The sequence below is a fragment of the Psychrobacter sp. CAL346-MNA-CIBAN-0220 genome (assembly GCF_040309805.1).
Lineage (GTDB): Bacteria > Pseudomonadota > Gammaproteobacteria > Pseudomonadales > Moraxellaceae > Psychrobacter.
On record NZ_JBEOPF010000001.1, the window covers coordinates 987,736 to 1,011,153 of the forward strand.

Here is a 23,418-nt window from a genome sequence, read left to right on the forward strand (position 1 = left end):
CTCATTCTATTGTACGATGTCAATAAATCTGCAAATAATATTGACCCTATAAAGCTTTGTGGTTAGATTGATGACAGCAAGTACTGATCTAATAGCGACTTTATTTCATAAAAAATTAAAAAGAATAAAATCAGCGGTATAACTTTTCAATGGAATGAACTCTAAGGATAACGCCATGACCATAATTACATTAATCAAACCAACTTTACTAAGTCTTGGGCTTGTTAGTATCATGGGTTGTACTGCTATGCAGACCACCAAAGAGCAGACAGGCAATTCAGCGACTGTCTATTACAACGGCACTATTATTACCATGGAAGGTGACCAGCCGCAGATGGTTGAGGCCCTAGTCACCCAAGCGGGTAAAATTGCCTATGTCGGTCGTTTAAACGCGGCTCAATCTAAATACAAAAATGCCGCGCAAGTCGATCTTAACCACCAAACCTTATTACCAGGATTTATCGACCCACACAGTCATTTTGACATGGTGTCGAACACTATGGGTCAGGTCAACTTAAACCCGCCACCGATTGGTAACGTTGATAGCATTGATAAAATGCTGCAAGCCTTAAAAGATTATAAGCAAGATCACAATATCGCAGATGGCGACTGGATCTTCGGTTGGGGTTATGATGAAAGTCAGTTAATCGAGGCGCGTCATCCAACCAAGGAAGATATTGATAAAGTGTTGCCTAATAATCCGGTTTATCTGCAGCATACCAGTGGTCATATGGGTGTGGCCAATACCAAGGGCCTAAAGGCCATGAACATTACGGCTGACAGTAAAGACCCAGCTGGTGGTAATATTGCGCGGGTCAAAGGCTCTAACGAACCTAACGGACTCGTACAAGAGACCGCGATGTATCCATTTGTGCGCCACATGTTAGAAGTGTTAGCTCCGAATCAAGCCAAATTTTTTGATCAGACGCAAGATTATTATGCTGAGAATGGCGTGACCACTGCCCAAAATGGTTCGACCACCCGTGATACCATTGCGTTTTTCCAAACGCAAGCCGATGCTGGTAAACTTAAAATTGACTTGGTAGCACTCGCAGGCGTTAGCGACTTAGATGAAAATTTAGCTGATAAAAACTTTAAGTGGAAAACCTATCAAAATGGCTTTAAGGTTCAGGGTACTAAAATTATCGCTGATGGCTCACCGCAAGGCAAGACCGCTTACTTTACTCAGCCTTACCTCACACCGGTTGCCGATTGCGCCCAGGATTGCCGCGGTCTACCTAGTGTCAGTCAAGATGAGCTCAACGAGATGTTTGTAAAGGCCTATGCTCGCGACAATCAGTTGTTTATTCATAATAATGGTGATGCCGCTACCGATATGATTATCAAAGCGCACGAATATACAGTTAAAAAGACAGGGCAAGCGGCTGATAAGGATCGGCGTACCATCCCAATTCATGCGCAGTTTGCTCGTCTTGATCAACTTGAAGCCTTTAAAAAATACAACATGCTGCCCTCGTTTTTTACCAATCATGCGTATTTCTGGGGTGATGTACACGTTAAAAATCTAGGCGAGGCACGCGCTAAATTTTTAAGCCCAATGGCGACTGCTGATAAAATGGGATTAAAATACACCAACCATTCCGATGATACCGTGACCCCAGTAGATTCGATGTTCACTGTTTGGTCGGCGGTCAATCGCACTTCACGCTCAGGTAAAATTATTGGTAAAGAGGAGCGCATAAGCCCTTACCAAGCGCTTAAAGCCATTACCACCAATGCTGCTTATGAGTATTTTGAAGAAGACCGCAAGGGCACGTTAGTGACCGGCAAACTGGCTGATTTGGTCATTTTAAACGCCAATCCTTTGACGATAGAGGCCAATAAACTCAAAGACATCAAGGTTATGACAACCATAAAAGAAGGTGAAACAATTTTTAAGCGCCCAGTACAATAACCATTATCGAATCACCCGTTTTTTAGAACTTTATAAATTTAAGCTATTTTAGGAACCGCTTATGAGTAACCCCAAGCAAATTACCTCTTCCGATCAAACCCATTACCTGCATCATACTTTTTTTGAGCCGAGCGATGGCGATATTAAAGCAACTTTGCTAATTGTCCACGGTATGGCAGAGCACAGCGGTCGTTATGCCGATTTTGCGCAGTTCTTAGCTAACTATGGCATTGCAGTGGCAACTTATGACCAGCTTGGGCATGGCCAGACAATCAAAGCGGTGGATGAGCTCGGGTTTTTCGGTAATGAGCATCCAGTACAGTTATTACTAAAAGATGTCATTGTTATGGCGGATAGCATAAAGTCTCGTCATCCTGATGTGCCGCACTTTATTATGGGGCATTCAATGGGCTCATTTATTGTGCGTACAGTCCTTAAGCATCATGCTCAAGAATTCACAGGTGCGATTCTTATGGGTACGGCAAATGCTAATCCACTAGTAAAAGTACTGCTGCCATTGAATAAAATTCTCGCCAAAGCCGCGCCTAAAAAGCCCAATACTGTCTTTGCTGAAATCATGAATAAGATGCTCAATGCTAAGCTGAATAACCGTATTTCGCCATCTGAATTTGCTTGGTTGAGCGAAGATACTACTAATATTGCAGCGTATGAAGCAGATCCGTTAACCGGCTTTACCTTTACCAATAATGGCTTTATGACTTTATTTGCGTTAATGCAAGCGGGACTGCATAAAGGCTGGACGTCGACTATTGCTAAAGACTTCCCTATGCTATTTGTCAGCGGTGAGAATGATCCAATCGGTAATATGGGTCGCGGTATTCGCGATATTATGAGTAATTTACAAAAACAGAGTTTTAGCAATGTAGATGCACGCCTGTATCCTAATATGCGTCATGAACCATTACATGAGCAACACCATAGTGTGGTATATCACGATATTTTACATTGGATACGCACTTTAAGTGCTTAGAGTATATTTACGGTGCTGCCAACATGGTTTGCTAAAAGCGTCTAAATTAGCGACAATATGACGGGCAGTCATTTTTAATAAAAGTAGTAACCTTATAAACCGCATATTTAATCCAGATAAAAACTATTTTCTCTTACTTTAATATAGTGAGCCAACTATAAACGACCTTTTAGGAATTATTATGTCATTACAACAAACCATCGAACAAGCTTTTGAAAAACGCAATGAATATAGTCCAAGTACTATGCCTCAAGACATACGCGATGCTATCGAGCAAGTGCTTGAGCAACTTGATAACGGTAGCCTACGCGTTGCTGAAAAAAAGGATGGCGAATGGGTCGTCAATCAATGGGCAAAAAAAGCAGTATTACTATCGTTTCGCCTAAATGACAACTACGTTATGGCCGCTGGTGATCACGTGCAGTTTTACGACAAAGTACCGACTAAATTTGCTGATTGGACTGAAGCGCAGTTTAAAGAAGCGGGTGTACGGGTTGTGCCACCTGCTATCGCTCGTAAAGGTTCATACATCGCACCGGGCGCCGTTCTAATGCCGTCTTATGTCAATATCGGTGCTTATGTCGATCAAGGCGCCATGGTAGATACCTGGGCAACCGTTGGTTCATGCGCCCAAATCGGTAAAAACGTGCATCTGTCAGGCGGTGTGGGTATTGGTGGTGTATTGGAACCATTACAAGCAAATCCTACTATTATTGAAGACAACTGCTTTATCGGAGCGCGTTCTGAGATTGTAGAAGGCGTGATTGTAGAAGAAGGCGCAGTCATCTCTATGGGTGTCTATATCGGTCAATCAACGCGCATTTATGATCGCGAAACTGGTGAAATCCATCGTGGACGCGTACCAGCAGGTTCAGTCGTGGTTCCTGGTTCACTACCTTCTGAAGATGGTACCCATAGCTTATATGCTGCTATCATCGTAAAAAAGGTTGATGCCCAAACGCGCGCCAAAACAGCAGTCAATGAGCTATTACGCTTAGATTAAATGGTGTTGTTATCGCGATAGCAGTGATTATTGTCATAAAAAAGATGCTGAGGATAAACTTTAGCGTCTTTTTTACAGCTTAACAGCGTATCTTAGGATATAATTCAACACGTCCTATTCTGTAGCACCCTAGCATCAGCTATTTTTTACATGCAAACCTATTCATTATTGATGAATACCTATTAAGACAGTGGCACATAATCTCGCCATACCCAAATAAGCACCGCCCAACCTTGCACACCGTTAGCGCCGTGGCTGTCATGCCTGCCGCTTCCTTGTGCCTTATTATCGTTTTGTCTGATAACCGTGACTTTTTGCCTAATTTAATTCGCATTATTGTTTATTTTATTATGCGCGTTGGTACAAAGGCTTAAGTAGGGTATTGACACCTAATTCTATTTGACATTGTTATGAGTGAGCTATCGCTACGCAGCCCCGCTATTTTTGTGACCGATCCGCAAGCTGGATTGCGCGTTACTGAGATTTTTTATTCCTTGCAAGGTGAGGCGCTGACCTCAGGCTTGCCGACCATCTTTGTGCGCTTAACCGGCTGTCCACTGCGCTGTGTCTACTGTGATACAGAGTATGCATTTAGTGGTGGCGAGCGTCAGTCGTTAGAAACCATTATGGCGACCATTCAAAGCTTTCCTTGCAAGCGTATTTGTCTGACCGGCGGTGAGCCATTAGCGCAGCCGAATGCAATTGAGCTGATGAAACGCCTACTGGCTGAGGATTATGACATCTCTTTAGAAACCGCAGGTGCGCTATCGGTAGAAAATGTGCCAGTAGCAGTCAGCAAAGTAATGGATTTAAAAACCCCAAGCTCAGGGGAAGTGGATAAAAATCTATGGTCAAACCTTGACTACCTCACTCAACATGATCAGTTAAAATTTGTGATTATGAACCGCGAAGATTACGACTGGTCAAAGGCTAAACTCTTTGAGCATCAGTTAGCTAAATTAGTCGGTACGGTGTGGTTTTCGCCGATGTTTAATGTAGCGGAAGATGATAGCAGTCCCGATGTGCCCGTGCTTGCGCGCGAATTGGCTGAATGGATATTAGCTGATGCCTTGCCCGTGCGCTTTCAGCTGCAATTGCATAAAATTATTTGGGCAGATGCTAAAGGTAAATAAAAAATAGGTAGCGAAGTATAAGCCGCCAAAAATAGCCAAAAGTGAAACATGATTGCAAGGACACAGGGATGGTCAAACTAATTTTATTGGGCTTATTGGCCGGTGCATTGTTTAGCTCAACCTTTATTTTAAACGAGCTGATGAGTTCTGCTGGTGGCCATTGGTTCTGGTCAGCCAGTCTACGCTATATCTTTATGTGGCTGATGATTACCCTCATTATTACTATGCAACACGGTTTTGGGCGCATCAAAGAATTGGCCACTATTTTTCGTGAGCATTGGGGCTTTTGGTGTACTACCGGTAGTATAGGTTTTGGTATATTTTATACTGGTATTTGCTATGCCGGTGACCACGTTGCTGGTTGGGTAGTAGCAGCAACCTTTATGTTCACCGTAGTCACCAGCTTATTGGTATTATTAGCCTTCGGTCAGCGTTTTGATAAAAAATTCATTATTTATGCGCTACTGGTGTTCCTTGGGGTGGTATTAGTTAACGTCAGCGAAGGCTTGCGCGCCTCAAACGTGGCGGCTACCCCTATGGCTGAGATGCTGTTATATGGGGCACTGCCCGCCTTAGTCGCCGCCTTTAGCTATCCCATTGGTAATCAGCTGGTTTGGCAAGTGTCTTACAATTCGCGCCAACATACAGCGGCTCTGCGACAAGCGCGTGACAACAATACGACTCAAAGTAGCACTCATCAAAACAGCGTTCATAAAAGCAGTGCCCAACCACTCGCGACAGAAGCGCCACCTTTATCTATAGAGATCAGTAATACTACAAACACAGACAGTCTTGCCAGCGCCATAAATACGGCGCAAACACCACCCAAATCTATGCTGCAAAACCTGATTGCACGCATCCCCGCTATAGAAACGGAACTGCTGCAAAATGCGTTTAATAAAGTATGGTTAATGACCTTGGGTAGTTTACCATTTTGGCTAATTTTGGGCATTATAGTGCGCCCTGAAGCGCCTGATACCTCACAGGTATTTAACACCCTACTGGTGGCTTTATTGGCAGGTGTTGGCGCGACTAGTATCTTCTTATATGCACGCGAACGGGCGGAAACTTCAAGCGAGGTCGCTGGCGTTGATTCAACGCAGGCCAGTGAAGTCATATTCGCCTTAATCGGCGGCATATTATTACTCAATAACGCCCTGCCCTCAGTCATGGGCTTGAGTGGTATTGGTCTTATTATGCTGGGATTGGTACTGTTTGCTAAAGACGGTTAAAAAATATTTAATCCTTAGCTTTAATAGCTATTAAGCAACTAATAAATAGCCATTTTAATCAGTAGATTTTATGTTGAGCAGTATTCAGGGAAATAATCATGTTCAATGCTTTCATTTTTCCTGATGTTTTGCTGTATTTATTAGATATGATTGGGGTCATTGCCTGTGCGATTGCGGGTACTTTACTGGCACAGCATAAAGGTTTTGATATTGCGGGCTGTATATTGGTAGCAATGCTAAATGCCATTGGCGGCGGCACATTACGGGATATGGCGCTAGATCGGCATCCATTATTTTGGATGACGGACCTCAATTATTTAATTACTATTACCGTCACCTCCCTTATCTTACAAATATTCTTTCATCTATATCATAAGATTGATAACGCCCTAAAATTATTCGATGCTATTGGATTAGCAGCCTTTAGCGTTATTGGCTTTAAGATTGCGCTGAATCAAGATATGTCGCCAATTATCGCCATTATGATGGGCGTATGGACAGCAATTATCGGTGGATTGCTACGCGATATTATCTGTAATGAGATACCACTTGTGCTGCAGCGTGAGATTTATATTAGTGCGAGCGTTGCAGGATCAGTGACTTATTTGCTGCTTGAATATTGTGGCGTGAATGCAGGTCTGAATGAATTTATTATGCTTGGCGTCATCTTTGCGGTGCGGATGTTGGCACTGCGTTTTGATTGGCATCTTCCCTCCATTCGCTTACGTGGTTAACTTCTTAGCCGCTTGAGTGAATTTTTTATGTGAATCATTATGATTAGTATTATGAGTGTCAATGTCTACGCGTGGCTTAATGCCTGCTATATGACTTTATTTGGCAAAACTTTTGATATATTATCCGTCCCCACTTTAGGCGTGACAACATCCTCTGTTGTTCCTGCGACTATTAACCCAGCTATTAATCAAATAGCTCAGAACCCGCTAGTCCTCACTCCTGAGTTTGTAACGCGATTTGAGCCAACCTCGTTTATGTTTTGGTTAGAGATGTTTGGTATTTTTGCTTGTAGCGTATCAGGAACAATTTTGGCTAAGCATAAAAATTTTGACGTGTTTGGCTGTATTTTGGTGGCGATGATTGCCGCCATTAGCGGCCCTACCGCGCGTGATATTATTCTTGATCGCTATCCACTGTTTTGGATGGTGAATATGAATTATCTATTAATTATCACTATTACCTCCGTTGGGTTTCAAATATTTTGTAACCCGAAAGCGCGCCATGTAGATCGCTTATTAAAGCTATTTGACGGCTTGGCGCTGGCGATTTTCACCTTAATTGGTATCCAAGTGGCACAAGAGATGGGCGCAAATATCCCCATCTGTATCTTGCTTGGGGTATTGAATATTTTGTTTGGTACGGTCATTCGCGACATGCTATGTAATGAGATTCCATTAGTATTACAGCGCGAGATTTACGTGACCGCAGCGATTATTGGCGGAATACTGTATTTTGTGATGGAGGGGATGGGCATTACTCCTTGGATAACCGAGTCGTGTACCATGATTACGATTTTTGTGATTCGTATGCTGGCGGTGCGCTATGATTGGCACTTTCCAAATATTGGACTAATGAAAAACCATCCGCTTTAAAAGGGTAAAAAAGACACGCTGATAACAACGTATAACTGATAAAATTTTCTTGCGTGCTGTTCGCAGACGTGACAGAAGCTACAAATTTTTCTAATAGCCACACTATGTCGATTTTAAATCAATCTTATTATAAACAGCAAAAAAGGGCGTTAACCTTAATGATTGACGCCCTCTTTTTTATCAAAACTTATGAATAATACTTTTAAAATCAACCCTTCTAAAGTTAACGCTTTTAAAACTAAGTGACAACTGCCAAATCCTTAGCCATTAGCTGTAAGCTTTTTTTACCATTCCACTCGTTGATATCGAGTTCAAACAATAAATGTACTTTTTCAGCGCGATAATCCCATGCACTATTATCAAAGTTAAAATAAATAGCCTCAATCGGATATTGTACCTCGGGATAGCGCAGTGATAATTTAAGATGCTTATCTTTTAATACCTTAAAGCTTAGTACTTCAAACACCCCATCAAATATCGGGGGTGCAAAACCATGACCCCAAATACTGGCATCTGCTAAATTTTCGGCAAACCATAAGCTAAAGTCACCCGCTTGCAGAGGACCATCAGTAAATTTCTGCTCTGCAAAAACCTCATCATTAAGCTGATCCATTACCTCATCAAAAGCACTGACAAAAGAATCGAAGTTACCCCGCTTAATAGTCAGACCTGCCGCCATCGCATGTCCGCCAAAGTGGCTGATTAAATCAGGATATTGCTCTGCCACTTGTTCAATTGCATCACGAATATGCACGCCAGCAATTGAACGAGCTGAGCCTTTAATCATATCATCCGTATCAGTGCGCTGGATATCGGCTGGCGCAAAAACAATACTAGGACGATAATGGCTTTCTTTTAAGCGCCCAGCGACAATGCCAATAACGCCTTGATGCCAATCGTCTTGGTATAAAATAATGCTACGATTGTTATTGTTAGCAGCAGCTGGCTTTTTTTCATTCTTTTTCAAAATGATAATTTCATTACTATCTTTATTATCATTGCCGTCATTGCTACTACCTTCGACATCATTATTAGCATTTAACGTTTCTACAATACTATCCGCTTGGCTACGCATCTCGCCTTCGACTTTTCGGCGGTCACGGTTTAGCTGTTCAAGCTCATGCGCTAGACGCTGAGCGGTGCTCCAATCCTCAGTCAACAAACATTCAATACCGACGCGCATATTGTCCATACGCCCAGCCGCATTAATTCGGGGCCCCAATACAAAGCCAAAATCCTGCGCATGCAACTGCTTGGGGTCACGTCCTGCTTGCTCAAGTAGCGCTAAGATGCCCATACAGCAGCGACCTTGACGAATCGCGGCTAGTCCATGATGCACCAGAATACGATTATTTTTATCGAGTACCCCAACATCTGCAATCGTACCCAGCGCCACTAAGTCTAAATACTGACTGACCTGTACCGTAGATTTGCCAGCGTCGCGGCGCAATTTTGCCAAACGCCCCAACACATAAAACGCCACACCAACGCCAACCAACGCTTTACTATTAAAGTCACATTTAAGCTGATTGGGGTTGACCACTGCCTCAGCAGGCGGCACCGGTTTAGTGGTTAGATGATGATCGGTAATAATCACGGTAATGCCGTCGGCCTGCGCGCGTGCCACGCCTTCGTGGCTGGAGATACCATTATCGACGGTGACAATCATTTGCGGCTTATAGGTTTCAATACCTAATTCGACAATTTCAGGGGTCAGGCCATAACCGTATTTAAAACGATCCGGTACTAGAAAGTCCACGACCGCGCCCATAGCCGTTAAAGCACGCATCATCAGCGCGGTACTGGTCGCGCCATCACAGTCAAAGTCGCCAACGATTAAAATACGTTGGCCCTCATCGATAGCCACATCCAATAAGCGCACTGCCTCCGTAACGCCATGCAGCATCTCAGCAGGCAACAGACCAGACAGCTGAGTGTCAAGTTCATCAGGTTCAGTGATACCACGCCCCGCATAAAGACGGGCGAGCGTGAAAGATTGGGCGGCAAATGATTGCAACGCCGTGGGCAGCTCGTCAATGCGAGTGCCGGTATATCGGGGGGTTAAATTTAGCATGTTGGTATTCTACTGGCTTTAGTAGCAGGTCACAATGTTAATTTATGGCAGTAGCGTCTATAAATTATTACTATTAAATAATCCTGTCTAACCTATCTTTTATTCGCTAAACCCGCCCCACTATCTTATTCATAACTTACAAAAACTGTGCAGAGGTAACGCGTTTTTTTGTATTTTGATACAAAGCTATGATTGTATGCCGCTCATAAATCCCTAAAATGATAACTAACTTAAATATTAGCCGTATTCAATTATTGAATAATCAACCTTTGAATAACCTTATAAGGATCGTTTTATGAAAACCACACCAGCAGCCGAAAAACTTCCTAACACTATTGATCCAAACTTAGACCTGGATAATGTCAAAAAAGAATGTATCGCGATGGTCAAAAAACGTGCGAAATATTCCGCAGGGGTGGCGGTTATTCCCGTACCCTTCTTTGACGTCGCAGTGGACGCTGGCATGTTGACTCAGCTGCTCCCTGACATCAGTGAACGCTTTGGTTTGATTGAAGGTCGTGAATCAGCCGTTGATTTAGAGTCACGTGCCATTCACTGGCGCGCGCTAAAAGATCGCACTATCGATTTCGCTGGTCTTATGGCAACACGCGGTATCGTCAAAAAGACCGTCCAAGGCTTTGGTGGCCGTATCGCCGCCAAACAAGTGACCAAGTTTATCCCGCTTGGTGGACAGCTGGTCGCTGCGACAATGGGCTACATGATCTTTAAAAAAATTGCCTCTGACCATATTGAAGAATGCTATAACTTAGCAAAAGAAATTCAACAACAGCAGCATGGTAAGAATGTCTAAAACTAAGTGACTAAATAATAAGCACTTGGTAATAAGCACTCAAAAATAAAACCAGCTAAAGAGGTTTATATCTCTTAGCTGGTTTTTTTTGATTGCTGAATAAGCGGAGCATGGGTTAGCGGTAGCACCACTTATGGAATGTAGCTGTTAAGTTTTCAACTATTTGATGGGTTATGTATCGCTAATAACTCTCGCCCTTGCCATACGTGATGTGAGTCAAAGTTATAAAAATATGTAATAATCACAGCTTGTTGCCAGCACACTAAGTCGGGCGATGCTTGTCATTTTTAAACGCATATTTTCTATGCCACTTTCGAAAAACACTGATAAACATTATAGGATAAAACCATGAAAAAACTCTTAATTTCAACCGCTATGCTTGCCATGTTTACATTAGCTGGATGCACGACCACCGGAGCAAATACCAATGCAGGTAATGCTATCAACACAGCAAATAATATTGGTATGAATGTATTTAAGGCGGCTATTGATAACCAATGCCGTAGTCAAATTCAAAAACAACCTGCTTGGCGCATTGCCAGTGTTGCCATGAATGACGGACAAAAAGAAGCCATACAAAGCAAGGTTTGTGGTTGCGTGAGTGAGCAAGCACCCCAACAAGTGACTATCGTTGAATTAGGTAATGCGGCAATAGATGCAGAATATAGAGCAAAGCTAGTGACTAAAGTAGTCGCTAAATCTCTACAGAGTTGCTATGCGAATTTCACAAAATAAATTGCTAGTCGTTTAAAATAATAAGCAGCCATTCAGAGTGCGTTAGTCAAGCATAACGTACCCTGAATGGCTGCTTATTGTAGATAGTTATGGCTTTAAAGGAACTGTTAAAGATAAAGGGGCTGCTGAAGGTAAAACTATATTGGTAAAGTATTTAGATTCACTATCAAGAATTTTGTTAACTTCTTTCACTAAATCTTCGATAATGTCATCATAAATTCCGTGATTCAATTCCCTATCAAAAGAGGTAAATGGATGTTTACGAGCCGCTGCTCTGACATCAGTAACACCTTGCTTAGTATAAAAAATATTGACTCGACCATCGCTATTCAATACACACTTTAAGTCACCTTCTTCAACCACCATCTCTATACTTTCAGGCATAAAGATATAATCATCTACATCCAGCAGTTCTTTCTCTATTCCTCGTTTTAATAATGATTTAATATCAAACATAGTTACATCCTAAATTTAAAGAGTTTGTAGACAGGATCAGTTACAGATAATTTTCACGCACGTTTGCTTCTAACCAAAATTCGCTTTTATTTATCTATCATTAATCGTAATATTTTAATCTGACAGCAGCAAATATATAGCACTATCATTGGCTTTATATAACTAAAAATATGCTGCGGTTGAGTAAAAATATATGATTGGTCTGTAACTTCCTAATGTCAAACTACTAAAAAAATATAGGGTCTATGTACGAGCTTATTATCACGAGTTTTCACCGCATTCTCAAACTTAAAATCACACGATGTCTGCTTCATTAGCTTCTTAAGACGATTGATTTCTTTAGCTAATGTATAGGTTGCGGCTTATTGAACTACCCTACAAAACCATTCAAACCCAGCCTTTTTGACGGAATGACTTTAGTACTTTAATAAATACCGTCATCTCATCGAATGTGCTGAGCGTTAGGCGGCTAAAGCCTGTGATGGGCGGAAATTCTCGACCAACCAAAATGCCATTATCTCGCATTCTATCGATGTATGTTTTGACATCACCCTTTATTTCATGAAGAATAAAGTTGGTTTGTGAGGGCAAATAACGAAGTCCAAGCTCATTTAGCGTTGCCTCAATCCTCTGACGCGATTGATTGGTAGTGCGCAAACTCAATTCTAAAAACGCCTTATCATTTAACGTTGCCAAAGCAGCGACAGCCCCTGATAAATTGGTATTGTCTACAGACATAAAAGTTTCGACTGCTTCAATAGCTTGCGGGTTTGCAATCGCATATCCCACTCGCATACCGGCTAGAGCATGTAATTTTGAGAAAGTGCGAACGACGATAATATTTTTTGATAACTGCTGTTTCACCCACTCAACACCACTCTCAAAACTTGGGTCTGTGACGTATTCCGAGTAAGCTTCATCTAATAAGAAGTAATGGTTCTCTGGTGCAGACTCTACCCACTTTTTTAACGTTGTCGTTGACGTGATCGTTGCTGTTGGGTTATTAGGATTGCAAAGATAAAATAAGCTGACACCGTCAAACTCGTCGGCAGCTTTTTGCAAATTTTGGAAGTCTAAATCATAGCTTTCGGCTGTTAAAGGCACCTTTACGACGGACGCGCCAATAGAATTGGCATACACTTCTGCACAAGAAAACGTTGGATCGGGCACCACCAATTGAAATTTCTTACCCTCTTTTAAGGCTTGGTTTTGCAGCATTTGCACGACGGCTCGGATATTTTCGCTTGATCCATTGCCTAATGAAACTTGGTTGTCTGGCACGCCGTTGATTTCAGCAATTTTGGTAATTAATGCAGCGCGTGGATTATCCGGATAACGAAATCCCCTATCTAAAGCGTTTACAATAGCTAGTCTGGCAGAATCTGACATGCCTAATGCGTTCTCGTTAGCATTTAACTCTAGGAATTTATTAGTATGCACAGTATAGAATCCGCCTAATTTGTAAGTAAGTTATGAGCTTAATAATAGTCTTTAATATCATATTAAGGCGCATTTAGTATGATTACAAGTATTGCAGTACCCAAATATTAGTTATTAATTTTAATAGATAATAAAGACCGTTTGTTTCAAGCATTACAAGCCCTATTTACTAGGTTATTTTTTTAAATACTAATTAAGAGAAGCTACACATGACTTGAAACTCTTTTGGATAGTACAAACCACAAAAAAAAGTGACTTGCAAAATATACAAATCACCTTTTTTATTACTAATTAAAATTCAATAATACCGCCGTCTAAATCAAATGCGCTTTCAATTCCAACACTTTATCGCGAGTTTTAGCCGCATTCTCAAACTTCAAGTCACGTGAGAATTGCTTCATTAGCTTCTCAAGACGATTGATTTCTTTAGCGAGCAAGTCAGGACTGCGTAAGATACTGATATCGACATCGGGCAGATTACTCTTAACTGGAATGGCTTGATTGTCATTGGCATCAAGGTCTTCACCGGTATCAATTTTATCCGTGACATTCCGGCGTGCGCCTCTTGGGGTGATATTATGCTCAAGGTTAAAAGCCACTTGTTTTTCGCGGCGACGGTCAGTTTCTTCTATCGCCCGCTGCATGCTGTTGGTGATACGATCAGCATAGAGAATAGCCTTGCCATTAATATGACGCGCCGCCCGACCAATAGTCTGAATCAAGGCACGCTCAGAGCGCAAAAAACCCTCTTTATCGGCATCAAATATCGCTACCAGTGACACCTCGGGCATATCGAGACCTTCACGCAGCAAGTTAATGCCGACCAACACATCATGCACACCCGTCCGCAGCTCATGGATAATCTGCATGCGCTCAAGGGTATCGATATCAGAGTGTAGATAAGCGACTTTGACATCATATTCTTTGAGATAGCTGGTTAAGTCCTCTGACATACGCTTAGTCAAAGTAGTGATTAATACGCGCTCATCTTTTTCACGGCGTTTGCTAATCTCTGATAGCACATCATCAACTTGCGTCAATACCGGACGAATCTCGATCTCAGGGTCAATCAGACCGGTTGGGCGCACTACTTGCTCGACTACTTGTTCGCTATGCTCAAACTCATATAGCGCAGGAGTAGCACTGACATAAATAGTCGTGGGCTTAATACGCTCCCACTCTTCAAACTTCATCGGACGGTTATTCATCGCACTTGGTAGACGAAAGCCATAATTGACCAAGTTTTCTTTACGCGATCTATCGCCTTTATACATCGCTCCAATCTGCGATACCGTTACATGTGATTCGTCGAGGAACAGCAAGGCATCCTCTGGAATATAATCAAACAAGGTTGGCGGCGCTTCCCCTGATGGACGACCGGATAAATGCTGCGAGTAGTTTTCAATCCCATTACAGTAACCGAGCTGCTGAATCATCTCAAGATCATACTGGGTACGCTCTTTAAGACGCTGCGCTTCAACCAGTTTATTATTATCACGGAAATATTCTAGGCGCGGTTCAAGCTCAGCACGGATGGTATGAGTTGCGGCTTCTAACTTATTGCGCGGCGTCACATAATGTGACTTTGGATAAATGGTAATACGCGGCACACTACGCACCGTTTTACCGGTTAAAGGATCGAACCAAGTTATTTTTTCTACTTCATCATCGAACAAATGCACACGTACGGCCAGCTGCTCAGACTCTGCCGGATAGATGTCTAATAGCTCACCACGTAAGCGATAAGTACCACGGCCAAAGTCTAATTCATTGCGCATATATTGCATTTCAACCAAACGTTTAATGGTCGCCGTACGATCTATGCGGTCACCAACGACAATATGCAGCAGCATCTTCAGATAACTTTCTGGATCACCCAAACCATAAATACACGACACCGAAGCCACAATAATCGCATCACGGCGCTCTAATAGCGCACGAGTAGCAGACAGGCGCATTTGGTCAATATGATCATTAATAGCACTGTCTTTTTCGATGAAAGTATCGCTGGCTGCCACATAAGCTTCAGGCTGATAGTAATCATAATAACTAACGAAATATTCAACGGCGTTATTCGGGAAGAACGCTTTAAATTCACCATACAGCTGCGCCGCTAAGGTTTTATTATGCGCCATAATAATAGTTGGCTTCTGGCATTCGCTAATGACTTTTGCCATAGTATAAGTCTTACCAGAGCCAGTTACGCCAAGCAATAGTTGCTCATCCATTCCCGAGTTAATACCCTTTACCAACTTTTCAATCGCCTGCGGTTGATCGCCTGCCGGCTCAAACTCGGTTACCATCTCAAAGGCGCGGCTCGATATTTGCGTACCTGACGCATTAACACCACTAATTTCAGCTTCGCCTTGTAGCTGAGTGGCCAATTGGTTTAACTGACGCGATGAGCGCGGTTCGGGCATACGCATAATGGCTTTCTTCCTCAATAGGTTTATAACAATGTGGGGGCTAAATGACTATTTTTAAAGGACAATTAAGGGGTTATCCTTGCGTTCAGGGTATGAATTTGACAGTAGATAACCTAGGTATAGGTAAGAGTTGATAAAGACAAACGAGCGACTTTGAGAGGCCGTAGACAATAGAGTCAAGTATCCTTTTTGAGTCGTTATCAAAAATATATACACAAGAAACAAATACATTCCAACGACAAAATAGTGTGAGAAGAAAGCTTAAAAATTCAGGTATAGTCTGATGACACCTAATAAAGGAATGACTTATGAAAGGCCACTGTTTGTGCGGTAATGTGACGATTGAATTAGAAGATATTAACACCTTTGAGGCCTGTCATTGCACGATGTGTCGGCGCTGGGGTAGCGGCCCATTAATGGCGGTACATAGTAGCTCAAAACCTGACATTCAAGGTGAGGACTCAATGACTGTCTACCCATCCTCAGTGTGGGCAGAGCGCGCATTTTGTCATAAATGTGGTACCAATTTATATTATCATCAGCTCAACTCTGAAACCTACGTCTTATCTTTAGGTCTATTCCAAGCCCATACGAACTTCACCTTTAAAAGCCAAATTTTTATTGATAGAAAACCTGATTATTATGAATTTGCCAATGACACTAATAATCTAACTCAGCAGCAATTATTTGATAAATTCAAAGAGAAAGGCATTATACCAAGTGAGTGAAAAGTGTAAAAACCAAAGATTTATTGGTGACTTTTTATCAAATCTATCTATTTTAGCCCTTAGCTTTACAAAGCTTTTCACGTTTAACAAAGTCGTTACACGACCACTTAACAAAGCCTAACGCATTGGGGTTCTATCATTGATTTAAGCTGCTATCATTAGTACTGAATTAATCATTAACACCAAGTTTATAATATATAAAAGCAACACATTTAAATTTGATATAACAATTCTAACCAATCAATAATTAAATAATGGAGCAAAATATGAGAGAACGTTACGCAAGTGGAATAGATGATGCTACTGCTAAAAAAATGATCGATTTGTTAAACGCTAATCTAGCAAATCTGATTGACTTGAGTATGGACAGTAAGCAATGCCATTGGAATCTTCAAGGTACTGGCTTTATTGGTGTACATCAATTATTAGATGACACTTATGGGCGCTTAACTGAAGCTTTTGACACTGTCGCTGAACGTATTGTTATCCTTGGCGGTAAAGCCAACGGTATCTCTAAGCGTGTCGTTGAGGACTCTATCTTAGAGACTTACCCTACTGATATCACTGAAGTTGAACAGCACGTTCGTGAGCTTACCAATCGCTATAAAACAATTGCAGCATCATTGCGTGAAGCTATTGATACTGCTGGCGATGCTGGTGATGAAGATACAGCTGATTTATTGACTGAAGTTAGCCGTACTATCGATAAAGATGCTTGGTTCATCGGTGCTAATGCACCAAAGAAATAATACTGTTTTAATTTAGCTTAATGCTAAAGCAGTATAAGCAAAAAGGTCACCGTAATCGGTGACTTTTTTTATGTCTGCAAATTTTTAATAACTTACTTCATCTATGACGGCAACTTGCAGCTGCTCGACTACCCTTGATTGTCTGCTAAGCTTAAAGGTTCTGCGTTGGGCACTGACAAAGTCAAGATAGCTTCTTGAAACAGCGGATTGGCACGGAATTGGTTTTCAATATCTTCAAACTTTTGCGCAATCTTTTCTTCTTTTTGGTTGCCTGCGATGTCTACTGCTGCCACCATAAATATTTTTTTAGGTCCCACCCATTCTAAATGTAGATACGAGACGCTATCAATATCTGGATGATCCAGCAGCTCACCTAAGATATAGTGATGCATTCTATCCGTGACTTTATAACCGACTAAAAAATCGCGATTACGACTGATCAAAAATATTGCCACCACGCCCAATAACAAGCCCACAATGATAGAGCCGAGCGCATCCCAAAATGGTTGGCCCGTATAAGCATGCATACCCATGGCAGCAGCGGCAATGACTAAGCCAATGACAGCCGCCAAATCCTCAAAGAATACACCGCGCAAAGTAGGGTTTGAGGTATCCATTACATAGCCAATGGCACTGACATTAATGGCCTCACCATGCTTTTTGCTTTGCCGATAGGCTTGCAGTAATGAGAATCCTTCGAGCAAAAATGCTACCGCCAAAACGATAAAGCCGATGGTGTAATTAGTCTCAGTCTCAGCAGTGTTCCACTCTGTTATACCGGTATAGATAGAGACGATAGCGCCTGCCATAAACACACCAAAAGCAGCAATCATCGACCACACGTAAGATTCTTTACCGTAGCCTAACGGATGACTTCTATCAGCAGGTTTAATTGACTTTTTTTCTGCGACAATAAGTAATGTGCCATTACCCGCATCCGCCCATGAATGCGCCGCCTCTGCAATCATAGAGGCAGACCCGGTCAGAAAAGCAGCAACTGTTTTAGCGATAGCGATAATGAGATTGGCACCAACGGCAATAAATACCGTGATTAGTGAGCTTGAGTGCTTATTCTCACTATTGGGCGTAGGATTAGAATTGGGATTGAAATTAGCATTATCAGGAGATCTAGACTTGCCAGCACCGCGAGCACGAGGGGAACTGTGCAACGGCGGCGCGACATTAAGATGGGTTTTGGGATTGGCGACAGATGGTTTTAAACTCATTCTAGACTCAATAAAATAATGCGAGTACAGTAAATGCAGTTCAAATGAAGGCATTTACTATCAATGCGCAGTTACTCAGTGCACTGTTGCTCAGTTGAAAGAGACTTTAGCCTAAAATAGAACGGCAAAAATATCAGTAACTTTTTAGTGCTTTGCTGTTTAGAGTGTTCGCTTTTTAAATAACTAACCATCGCTTTTTGCAACATCGTCATCATGATTGGTGGCTAACTCGCCCACCATGTTAGAGATGTCACAGCTGGGTCGACTTGAATTTTCCATATGTAAACGTTTACGCTCTACAGCCGCGTCAAAACGACATTGTCTCATCGGTGTATTGACATCGAGCGCTGGGATAGGTGTGGGTTTACCATTGTCATCAATGGCTACCATCGTGAAATAACAGCTATTGGTATGGCGAATGGTACGCGCCCGTACGTCTTCTGCCTCAACGCGGATGCCGATCTCCATCGACGTTCTACCCACGTAGTTAACACTGGCCGCAAAAGTGACTAACTCGCCCACATAAATAGGCTCACGAAACATTACTTGGTCGACCGATAGCGTGACGACATAACTACCGCTATAACGACTGGCACAGGCATAAGCGACTTGGTCGAGCATCTTGAGCAGGTCGCCACCGTGGACGTTTCCGATGAAATTGGCCATATCAGGCGTCATTAATACCGACATGTATAGCTCATGGTTTAAAGGGGCTTTTTTGGCAGTTGAGGTGGTATTGTATTGCGGCATAGCATTCCTTACTAACATTTCAGACTTATTTATTTGAGTCTTATTTATACAGGAGCATTCGGTGTAGCGCAAATTAAAGACGGTTATAGAGACCTTTCTTAATACAAGCGTTGATATGTACCTTAATTTACACCACAGAATATCAGCTACTTCAAAACTATTTGTTTCACTCATTACTTAACTTAAGTGATTATCGTTACACTTCTTTTGCTTAGTGATTTAACAATATCTCTAGCTCAGCCAATGGAAGCGATACGCCAACCATGCCACGATAGCGCTGACCGAACCAGTCAAAAATCCACCCCAGACAAAGTCTACTAAGGCGGTATCTAACGTATAACCCTTGTACAAAGCTAAGTTAGTGAAGTCGTAAGTACCGTACGCCATCAGCCCTATCAAGGCACCAAGAAAAAAGATATAACCAACTGAAGAGCCCGCTTTAATCTGTGGATATAAAATTAGTATGCACAGTGCGAATAGATAAAATAGGTAAAACACACCAGCGGCTACCATATTTGGCTCATCAGCCAGTAGATGCCCGATACGCTCTTCATAAAAGGCACTTTTCATCGTCGTTAACCAGACCGAATCAACGCCTAAAAATATGACAACGGCAGCAAGATAAATAAATACATAGCCCATGATAATATCCTTATATGACGAAAGCTAAGCGTATGCCCTAATCGCGTATTTACTCAGCACTTCTCTATTCCCACGTTATTGATCCTAAAGGTTAGAGCCCTATTCTCTGAGCCATATCCTTGTTTTAACAGTATTTTGCCAATACTTCAGTACGACTTTAATAACTATAGTTTGTTTAAAGGTATTTTTGATAAAGTATTAAGCAGTGTATTTATTATCAATATCTGCTGCTGGTAAATCAACAAAATGTAGGGTGTCAATGTTGTCGGGCTTCACTGCCGTCACCTGCACCACACCAATAGTACGCTCCAAAAACCCACCTTCACAATAACAGAAGTAAAAATTCCATAAGCGGATAAAGGTCTCGTCATAACCAAGCGCTTTAATCTCTTGACGCTGTGCCATAAAGGCAGCACGCCAATCACGTAAAGTATAGGCATAATCAAAACCATAATCATGCAGCTGCTTGATGACCATATCAGTCTGTTCAGTGAACTGGGTAGTCAGCTCTTTGTTGGATAGCAAGCAACCGCCAGGAAAAATATGGGTCTGAATAAAGTCGACTGACCCTACATAATCACGATAGTTTTGGTCATTAAAAGTAATGGCTTGTAGCACCATCAGCCCCGTCGGCTTCAGTAAGTCATTACATTTGGCAAAGAACGTCGGCAGAAACTCATGCCCGACCGCTTCAATCATCTCAATGCTGACTAATTTGTCATAATGCCCGGTCAGCTCGCGGTAATCTTGCTTAAGTAGCGTAATCTTATTAGACAATCCAGCATCTTCAACACGGCGACGCGCTTCTTGATATTGAGCGTCGGAGATCGTGGTGGTAGTCACATGACAACCATAATGACGCGCGGCATAAATCGCAAAGCCGCCCCAGCCTGTACCAATCTCTACAACATGATCGTCAGCCTTGAGCTGTAGACGCTGACAGATAAGTGCCAACTTATGCTGCTGTGCCTGTGCAAGTGTGGTATCAGGCGTCGGATACACTGCCGATGAGTACATCATAGTGTCATCTAAAAAGCGCTCATACATCTCATTACCTAAGTCGTAATGCGCCAATATATTAGATTTTGCCCCTGATTTATCATTGCTACGCAGTTTATGCTTGGCTTTTTCTAAAGTCTTACTAACACCCCCAAAGCGGCTTTCTAGCTTATCAAGCACCGCCAAGTTACGTGCTGCCAATCGTATCAATCCCGTCAAATCATCAGTGTCCCATTCACCATCAATATAACTGTCCGCGAGGGCAATAGAGCCACCAAACAACAGTTGACGATAGACACTGCTATCATGAATTACCAAGGTCACATCGAGTGGATGCCGCCCTACTTCTGAACTGCTCGGTTGCCTTGCCGAGGTGCTTGTCGCCTTTTTAACACTTTTGCCAAAAGTCTGGTTATTCGTTATCTTTTCATCAAAATCTTCAATGAGGGTGATACTACCAAACTGTAAATGACTGAGCGCTCGAAATATGGCCTTTCTTGCTAAATAATTTACACTATGGCTGACGGGCTTTAAGAGGCTGGTATCGTTGACCGCTTGGCTGATACGAGCCGTAAGTCTTTCTAAGGTTGAAGTTGGCGTGCGATCGGTTGGGCGTGCTGGCATCGTCTTATCGTCCTTTTTAATAAACAATCTTAATGGCTCATCTTAATTATATTATTATAATTGTCATGCTAGACGCTAATTAGAGCGTGTTGAACGTGCAATCATAACTCTGACAGAGACTATTGCTGGGTATTTAACACGCCCTATGCTCAGTCTATTGATTACTTTTGTGCAGGCATTACTTTTTCAATACCTTTAAGTGCACAGCTTTCATCTTGTACCGCACCGCCTGCGCCACCCGCAGCAATAGCACCTATCACGTCATCACCAAACTTTAATGGTACGCCGCCACCAAGCAGTAATAAATCATTGACCGTATTTAGATTGTTCGAGTCTGGATTGGCACGTGCAACATCAGCAAGCTTACGAGAAGGGGTTTTAGTTGAGAGTGCGGTAAATGCTTTACGAACCGCGGCATCAGTATTGTGCGGGCCGACATTATCATCACGCTGCAGGGCAATTAAGTTACCACCACGATCGACAACCGCCACCACAGCAGATTTACCTTCGGCATGACAAGCAGCCATAGTGGCATCAATAAGTTCATTGGCAAGCGCTAAAGATACATTGGGCTGTTGTAATACTAGACTGGCTTTGGCCGCAGTAGGGGTCGCCGCTATAACACTCGTTGAACAGCCGATTACTGCTAACGCTAATAAAGCGTTGGATAAATAGCTTGACATTAAACGCATAAAATCACTCCTAAAAGGTAGCTCACACACATGAGCAGGAGCTTAAAATAATACCTTATAATATTTAACTTTCCATACTAAAAGTGTAAGTACCATAAGGGCTGTAAGGGATGCTAATAAGAAAATATGTTTGTCCTTAACAACCTAATGTCTCTAGTCAGCTTCTTGCTGTTGGCTATCTGCCAACTTCTCATCATAATTAATATAGGGCACTTTTTTGATGGCATAAAGCTTCAAAGCGTGCCAATAAATACGGGTTAGTGAGCTGATATTCATCAAGGGGTTTTTGCGTAAGTTATGCCGAATCACTTTATCAGTCATCGGTACGCTCGTCATTTTTACGCCCGTTTTTAATACTGTACCGCGCGCATCACTAATGTTAATAGCAATACGAACCTCTAAACAGTTCTGCTCCTGAGACTTAGAATGCTCTGAGAAATTAGGCTTGATACTAACCTGCCAGTGATATTGTTGGTCAATGGGATTGAAGGGTGAGACATGAAAATTTTTATCGTGACGAAACTCAGTATCCACACCATCTAATAAAAATCCATAATAATGGCGCTTATTCCACGGAGTGTTAGAGACTTCCGCTAATAAATGGGTCGGCGTCTGCTCACTATCAAAGCCTAAATAAAAATTCACCGGACTAAAATATATCCCAACGTTGCGGCAGACCACCAACCCCAACATATCGCCTGTGGGCGCGCTGCCAGTATGATGGACAAACGCACGCTGTAGACGTTTTGACAATGTTTGGGCAGGAGTTTGCTCATCTTGACTGGCGTTATTCATAACATCAGTATTGCTACTATTTGTATTAGCAGCATCGATGCTCTCTATGACATCCAAGCCCTCATGTAAATAGTCTTCAGGGCAAAACTGCTGTAAGGCATTATGCTGTGCTGAAAATAACAGTAGCCCTTTTTTAAATAAGTTACTTTTTCTAAATATTGGTGATGTCATGACTGACACTTCCGGTAATGCTTGACCCGCTGCTAAGGCGCTGATATTGACACCCCAATAACGATAAGGATAAGCAAATTTATGCACACTTGGTAGCAGGCGGCTGTGCCACGTCGTCCCATGGAATAGCTGATGCGGCATTGAATGAGGTGACGCGTGCGGTAACTCAGATTCAGACGAATGAGCAATAGTGGGCATAGCGCTCTCTTTGTTGATAAA

Annotated in this window: 21 protein-coding genes; 11 read left to right on the top strand and 10 right to left on the bottom strand. The window is 42.3% G+C overall.

Annotated features, from left to right (window positions below; genetic code table 11):
• Window positions 1-175 precede the first annotated feature (175 nt).
• The 7 genes from AAEY88_RS03770 (at window position 176) to AAEY88_RS03800 (ending at window position 7,881) form a co-directional block, all read left to right on the top strand.
• The gene (locus AAEY88_RS03770; protein ID WP_350559255.1) at window positions 176-1,915 is read left to right on the top strand and encodes an amidohydrolase; all 1,740 of its coding nucleotides are present in this window, start codon (window positions 176-178) and stop codon (window positions 1,913-1,915) included.
• A 61-nt stretch (window positions 1,916-1,976) separates the two neighbouring features.
• On the top strand, window positions 1,977-2,906 hold the full coding sequence (locus tag AAEY88_RS03775) for an alpha/beta fold hydrolase (protein WP_350559258.1): 930 nt from the start codon (window positions 1,977-1,979) through the stop codon (window positions 2,904-2,906).
• A gap of 181 nt (window positions 2,907-3,087) precedes the next feature.
• On the top strand, window positions 3,088-3,909 hold the full coding sequence (gene dapD, locus AAEY88_RS03780; protein WP_350559261.1) for a 2,3,4,5-tetrahydropyridine-2,6-dicarboxylate N-succinyltransferase: 822 nt from the start codon (window positions 3,088-3,090) through the stop codon (window positions 3,907-3,909).
• A gap of 410 nt (window positions 3,910-4,319) precedes the next feature.
• Entirely contained in the window at window positions 4,320-5,042 is a 723-nt protein-coding gene (gene queE, locus AAEY88_RS03785) for a 7-carboxy-7-deazaguanine synthase QueE (protein ID WP_350559264.1), read from the top strand.
• A 68-nt stretch (window positions 5,043-5,110) separates the two neighbouring features.
• Window positions 5,111-6,274, top strand: a complete 1,164-nt coding sequence (locus tag AAEY88_RS03790) for a multidrug resistance efflux transporter family protein (protein WP_350559267.1) — start codon at window positions 5,111-5,113, stop codon at window positions 6,272-6,274.
• A 98-nt stretch (window positions 6,275-6,372) separates the two neighbouring features.
• Complete coding sequence (locus AAEY88_RS03795) at window positions 6,373-7,008, top strand: trimeric intracellular cation channel family protein (RefSeq protein WP_350559270.1); 636 nt, start codon at window positions 6,373-6,375, stop codon at window positions 7,006-7,008.
• Window positions 7,009-7,059: 51 nt separating this feature from the next.
• The gene (locus AAEY88_RS03800; RefSeq protein ID WP_350559273.1) at window positions 7,060-7,881 is read left to right on the top strand and encodes a trimeric intracellular cation channel family protein; all 822 of its coding nucleotides are present in this window, start codon (window positions 7,060-7,062) and stop codon (window positions 7,879-7,881) included.
• Window positions 7,882-8,119: 238 nt separating this feature from the next.
• On the opposite strand, the gene recJ is transcribed toward AAEY88_RS03800, so the two are convergent.
• Window positions 8,120-9,955 (bottom strand): single-stranded-DNA-specific exonuclease RecJ, encoded by a 1,836-nt coding sequence (gene recJ, locus AAEY88_RS03805; RefSeq protein ID WP_350559276.1) that lies wholly within the window; start codon window positions 9,953-9,955, stop codon window positions 8,120-8,122.
• Window positions 9,956-10,250: 295 nt separating this feature from the next.
• Between recJ and AAEY88_RS03810 the strand changes: the two genes are divergently transcribed.
• Window positions 10,251-10,766: a hypothetical protein gene (locus AAEY88_RS03810; protein ID WP_350559279.1), complete on the top strand. Its 516-nt coding sequence runs from the start codon at window positions 10,251-10,253 to the stop codon at window positions 10,764-10,766.
• Window positions 10,767-11,114: 348 nt separating this feature from the next.
• The gene (locus AAEY88_RS03815) at window positions 11,115-11,501 is read left to right on the top strand and encodes a hypothetical protein (protein WP_350559282.1); all 387 of its coding nucleotides are present in this window, start codon (window positions 11,115-11,117) and stop codon (window positions 11,499-11,501) included.
• A gap of 87 nt (window positions 11,502-11,588) precedes the next feature.
• On the opposite strand, the gene AAEY88_RS03820 is transcribed toward AAEY88_RS03815, so the two are convergent.
• From AAEY88_RS03820 to uvrB, 3 genes are all read right to left on the bottom strand, one after another.
• Window positions 11,589-11,957, bottom strand: coding sequence for a hypothetical protein (locus AAEY88_RS03820; protein ID WP_350559285.1), 369 nt, complete (start codon window positions 11,955-11,957; stop codon window positions 11,589-11,591).
• A gap of 387 nt (window positions 11,958-12,344) precedes the next feature.
• Window positions 12,345-13,397: a histidinol-phosphate transaminase gene (locus AAEY88_RS03825; RefSeq protein WP_350559288.1), complete on the bottom strand. Its 1,053-nt coding sequence runs from the start codon at window positions 13,395-13,397 to the stop codon at window positions 12,345-12,347.
• A gap of 314 nt (window positions 13,398-13,711) precedes the next feature.
• Window positions 13,712-15,823, bottom strand: a complete 2,112-nt coding sequence (uvrB, locus tag AAEY88_RS03830) for an excinuclease ABC subunit UvrB (protein WP_350559291.1) — start codon at window positions 15,821-15,823, stop codon at window positions 13,712-13,714.
• Window positions 15,824-16,131: 308 nt separating this feature from the next.
• Between uvrB and AAEY88_RS03835 the strand changes: the two genes are divergently transcribed.
• The gene (locus AAEY88_RS03835; protein ID WP_350559294.1) at window positions 16,132-16,551 is read left to right on the top strand and encodes a GFA family protein; all 420 of its coding nucleotides are present in this window, start codon (window positions 16,132-16,134) and stop codon (window positions 16,549-16,551) included.
• A 266-nt stretch (window positions 16,552-16,817) separates the two neighbouring features.
• Window positions 16,818-17,300 carry a DNA starvation/stationary phase protection protein Dps gene (dps, locus tag AAEY88_RS03840; RefSeq protein WP_350559297.1) on the top strand — a complete coding sequence of 161 codons (483 nt, stop codon included), beginning with the start codon at window positions 16,818-16,820 and terminating at the stop codon, window positions 17,298-17,300.
• A 128-nt stretch (window positions 17,301-17,428) separates the two neighbouring features.
• Here dps and AAEY88_RS03845 read toward each other — a convergent pair whose 3' ends face one another.
• From AAEY88_RS03845 to AAEY88_RS03870, 6 genes are all read right to left on the bottom strand, one after another.
• The gene (locus tag AAEY88_RS03845; RefSeq protein ID WP_350559300.1) at window positions 17,429-18,526 is read right to left on the bottom strand and encodes a cation diffusion facilitator family transporter; all 1,098 of its coding nucleotides are present in this window, start codon (window positions 18,524-18,526) and stop codon (window positions 17,429-17,431) included.
• A 183-nt stretch (window positions 18,527-18,709) separates the two neighbouring features.
• Window positions 18,710-19,276: an acyl-CoA thioesterase gene (locus AAEY88_RS03850; protein WP_350559303.1), complete on the bottom strand. Its 567-nt coding sequence runs from the start codon at window positions 19,274-19,276 to the stop codon at window positions 18,710-18,712.
• 231 nt (window positions 19,277-19,507) lie between these two features.
• On the bottom strand, window positions 19,508-19,918 hold the full coding sequence (locus AAEY88_RS03855) for a DUF2177 family protein (protein ID WP_350559306.1): 411 nt from the start codon (window positions 19,916-19,918) through the stop codon (window positions 19,508-19,510).
• 198 nt (window positions 19,919-20,116) lie between these two features.
• Complete coding sequence (locus tag AAEY88_RS03860) at window positions 20,117-21,541, bottom strand: cyclopropane-fatty-acyl-phospholipid synthase family protein (protein WP_350559309.1); 1,425 nt, start codon at window positions 21,539-21,541, stop codon at window positions 20,117-20,119.
• 161 nt (window positions 21,542-21,702) lie between these two features.
• Complete coding sequence (locus AAEY88_RS03865; protein WP_350559312.1) at window positions 21,703-22,233, bottom strand: heme-binding protein; 531 nt, start codon at window positions 22,231-22,233, stop codon at window positions 21,703-21,705.
• 153 nt (window positions 22,234-22,386) lie between these two features.
• Window positions 22,387-23,397, bottom strand: coding sequence for a DUF1365 domain-containing protein (locus AAEY88_RS03870; RefSeq protein ID WP_350559315.1), 1,011 nt, complete (start codon window positions 23,395-23,397; stop codon window positions 22,387-22,389).
• Window positions 23,398-23,418 lie beyond the last annotated feature (21 nt).

Excerpts from the sequence above, each read along its gene's own strand:
- AAEY88_RS03770 (WP_350559255.1), top strand. The coding sequence starts at position 176 with ATGACCATAATTACATTAATCAAACCAACTTTACTAAGTCTTGGGCTT.
- AAEY88_RS03775 (WP_350559258.1), top strand. The coding sequence starts at position 1,977 with ATGAGTAACCCCAAGCAAATTACCTCTTCCGATCAAACCCATTACCTG.
- dapD (WP_350559261.1), top strand. The coding sequence starts at position 3,088 with ATGTCATTACAACAAACCATCGAACAAGCTTTTGAAAAACGCAATGAA.
- queE (WP_350559264.1), top strand. The coding sequence starts at position 4,320 with ATGAGTGAGCTATCGCTACGCAGCCCCGCTATTTTTGTGACCGATCCG.
- AAEY88_RS03790 (WP_350559267.1), top strand. The coding sequence starts at position 5,111 with ATGGTCAAACTAATTTTATTGGGCTTATTGGCCGGTGCATTGTTTAGC.
- AAEY88_RS03795 (WP_350559270.1), top strand. The coding sequence starts at position 6,373 with ATGTTCAATGCTTTCATTTTTCCTGATGTTTTGCTGTATTTATTAGAT.
- AAEY88_RS03800 (WP_350559273.1), top strand. The coding sequence starts at position 7,060 with ATGAGTGTCAATGTCTACGCGTGGCTTAATGCCTGCTATATGACTTTA.
- recJ (WP_350559276.1), bottom strand. The coding sequence starts at position 9,955 with ATGCTAAATTTAACCCCCCGATATACCGGCACTCGCATTGACGAGCTG.
- AAEY88_RS03810 (WP_350559279.1), top strand. The coding sequence starts at position 10,251 with ATGAAAACCACACCAGCAGCCGAAAAACTTCCTAACACTATTGATCCA.
- AAEY88_RS03815 (WP_350559282.1), top strand. The coding sequence starts at position 11,115 with ATGAAAAAACTCTTAATTTCAACCGCTATGCTTGCCATGTTTACATTA.
- AAEY88_RS03820 (WP_350559285.1), bottom strand. The coding sequence starts at position 11,957 with ATGTTTGATATTAAATCATTATTAAAACGAGGAATAGAGAAAGAACTG.
- uvrB (WP_350559291.1), bottom strand. The coding sequence starts at position 15,823 with ATGCGTATGCCCGAACCGCGCTCATCGCGTCAGTTAAACCAATTGGCC.
- AAEY88_RS03835 (WP_350559294.1), top strand. The coding sequence starts at position 16,132 with ATGAAAGGCCACTGTTTGTGCGGTAATGTGACGATTGAATTAGAAGAT.
- dps (WP_350559297.1), top strand. The coding sequence starts at position 16,818 with ATGAGAGAACGTTACGCAAGTGGAATAGATGATGCTACTGCTAAAAAA.
- AAEY88_RS03845 (WP_350559300.1), bottom strand. The coding sequence starts at position 18,526 with ATGAGTTTAAAACCATCTGTCGCCAATCCCAAAACCCATCTTAATGTC.
- AAEY88_RS03850 (WP_350559303.1), bottom strand. The coding sequence starts at position 19,276 with ATGCCGCAATACAATACCACCTCAACTGCCAAAAAAGCCCCTTTAAAC.
- AAEY88_RS03855 (WP_350559306.1), bottom strand. The coding sequence starts at position 19,918 with ATGGGCTATGTATTTATTTATCTTGCTGCCGTTGTCATATTTTTAGGC.
- AAEY88_RS03860 (WP_350559309.1), bottom strand. The coding sequence starts at position 21,541 with ATGCCAGCACGCCCAACCGATCGCACGCCAACTTCAACCTTAGAAAGA.
- AAEY88_RS03865 (WP_350559312.1), bottom strand. The coding sequence starts at position 22,233 with ATGCGTTTAATGTCAAGCTATTTATCCAACGCTTTATTAGCGTTAGCA.
- AAEY88_RS03870 (WP_350559315.1), bottom strand. The coding sequence starts at position 23,397 with ATGCCCACTATTGCTCATTCGTCTGAATCTGAGTTACCGCACGCGTCA.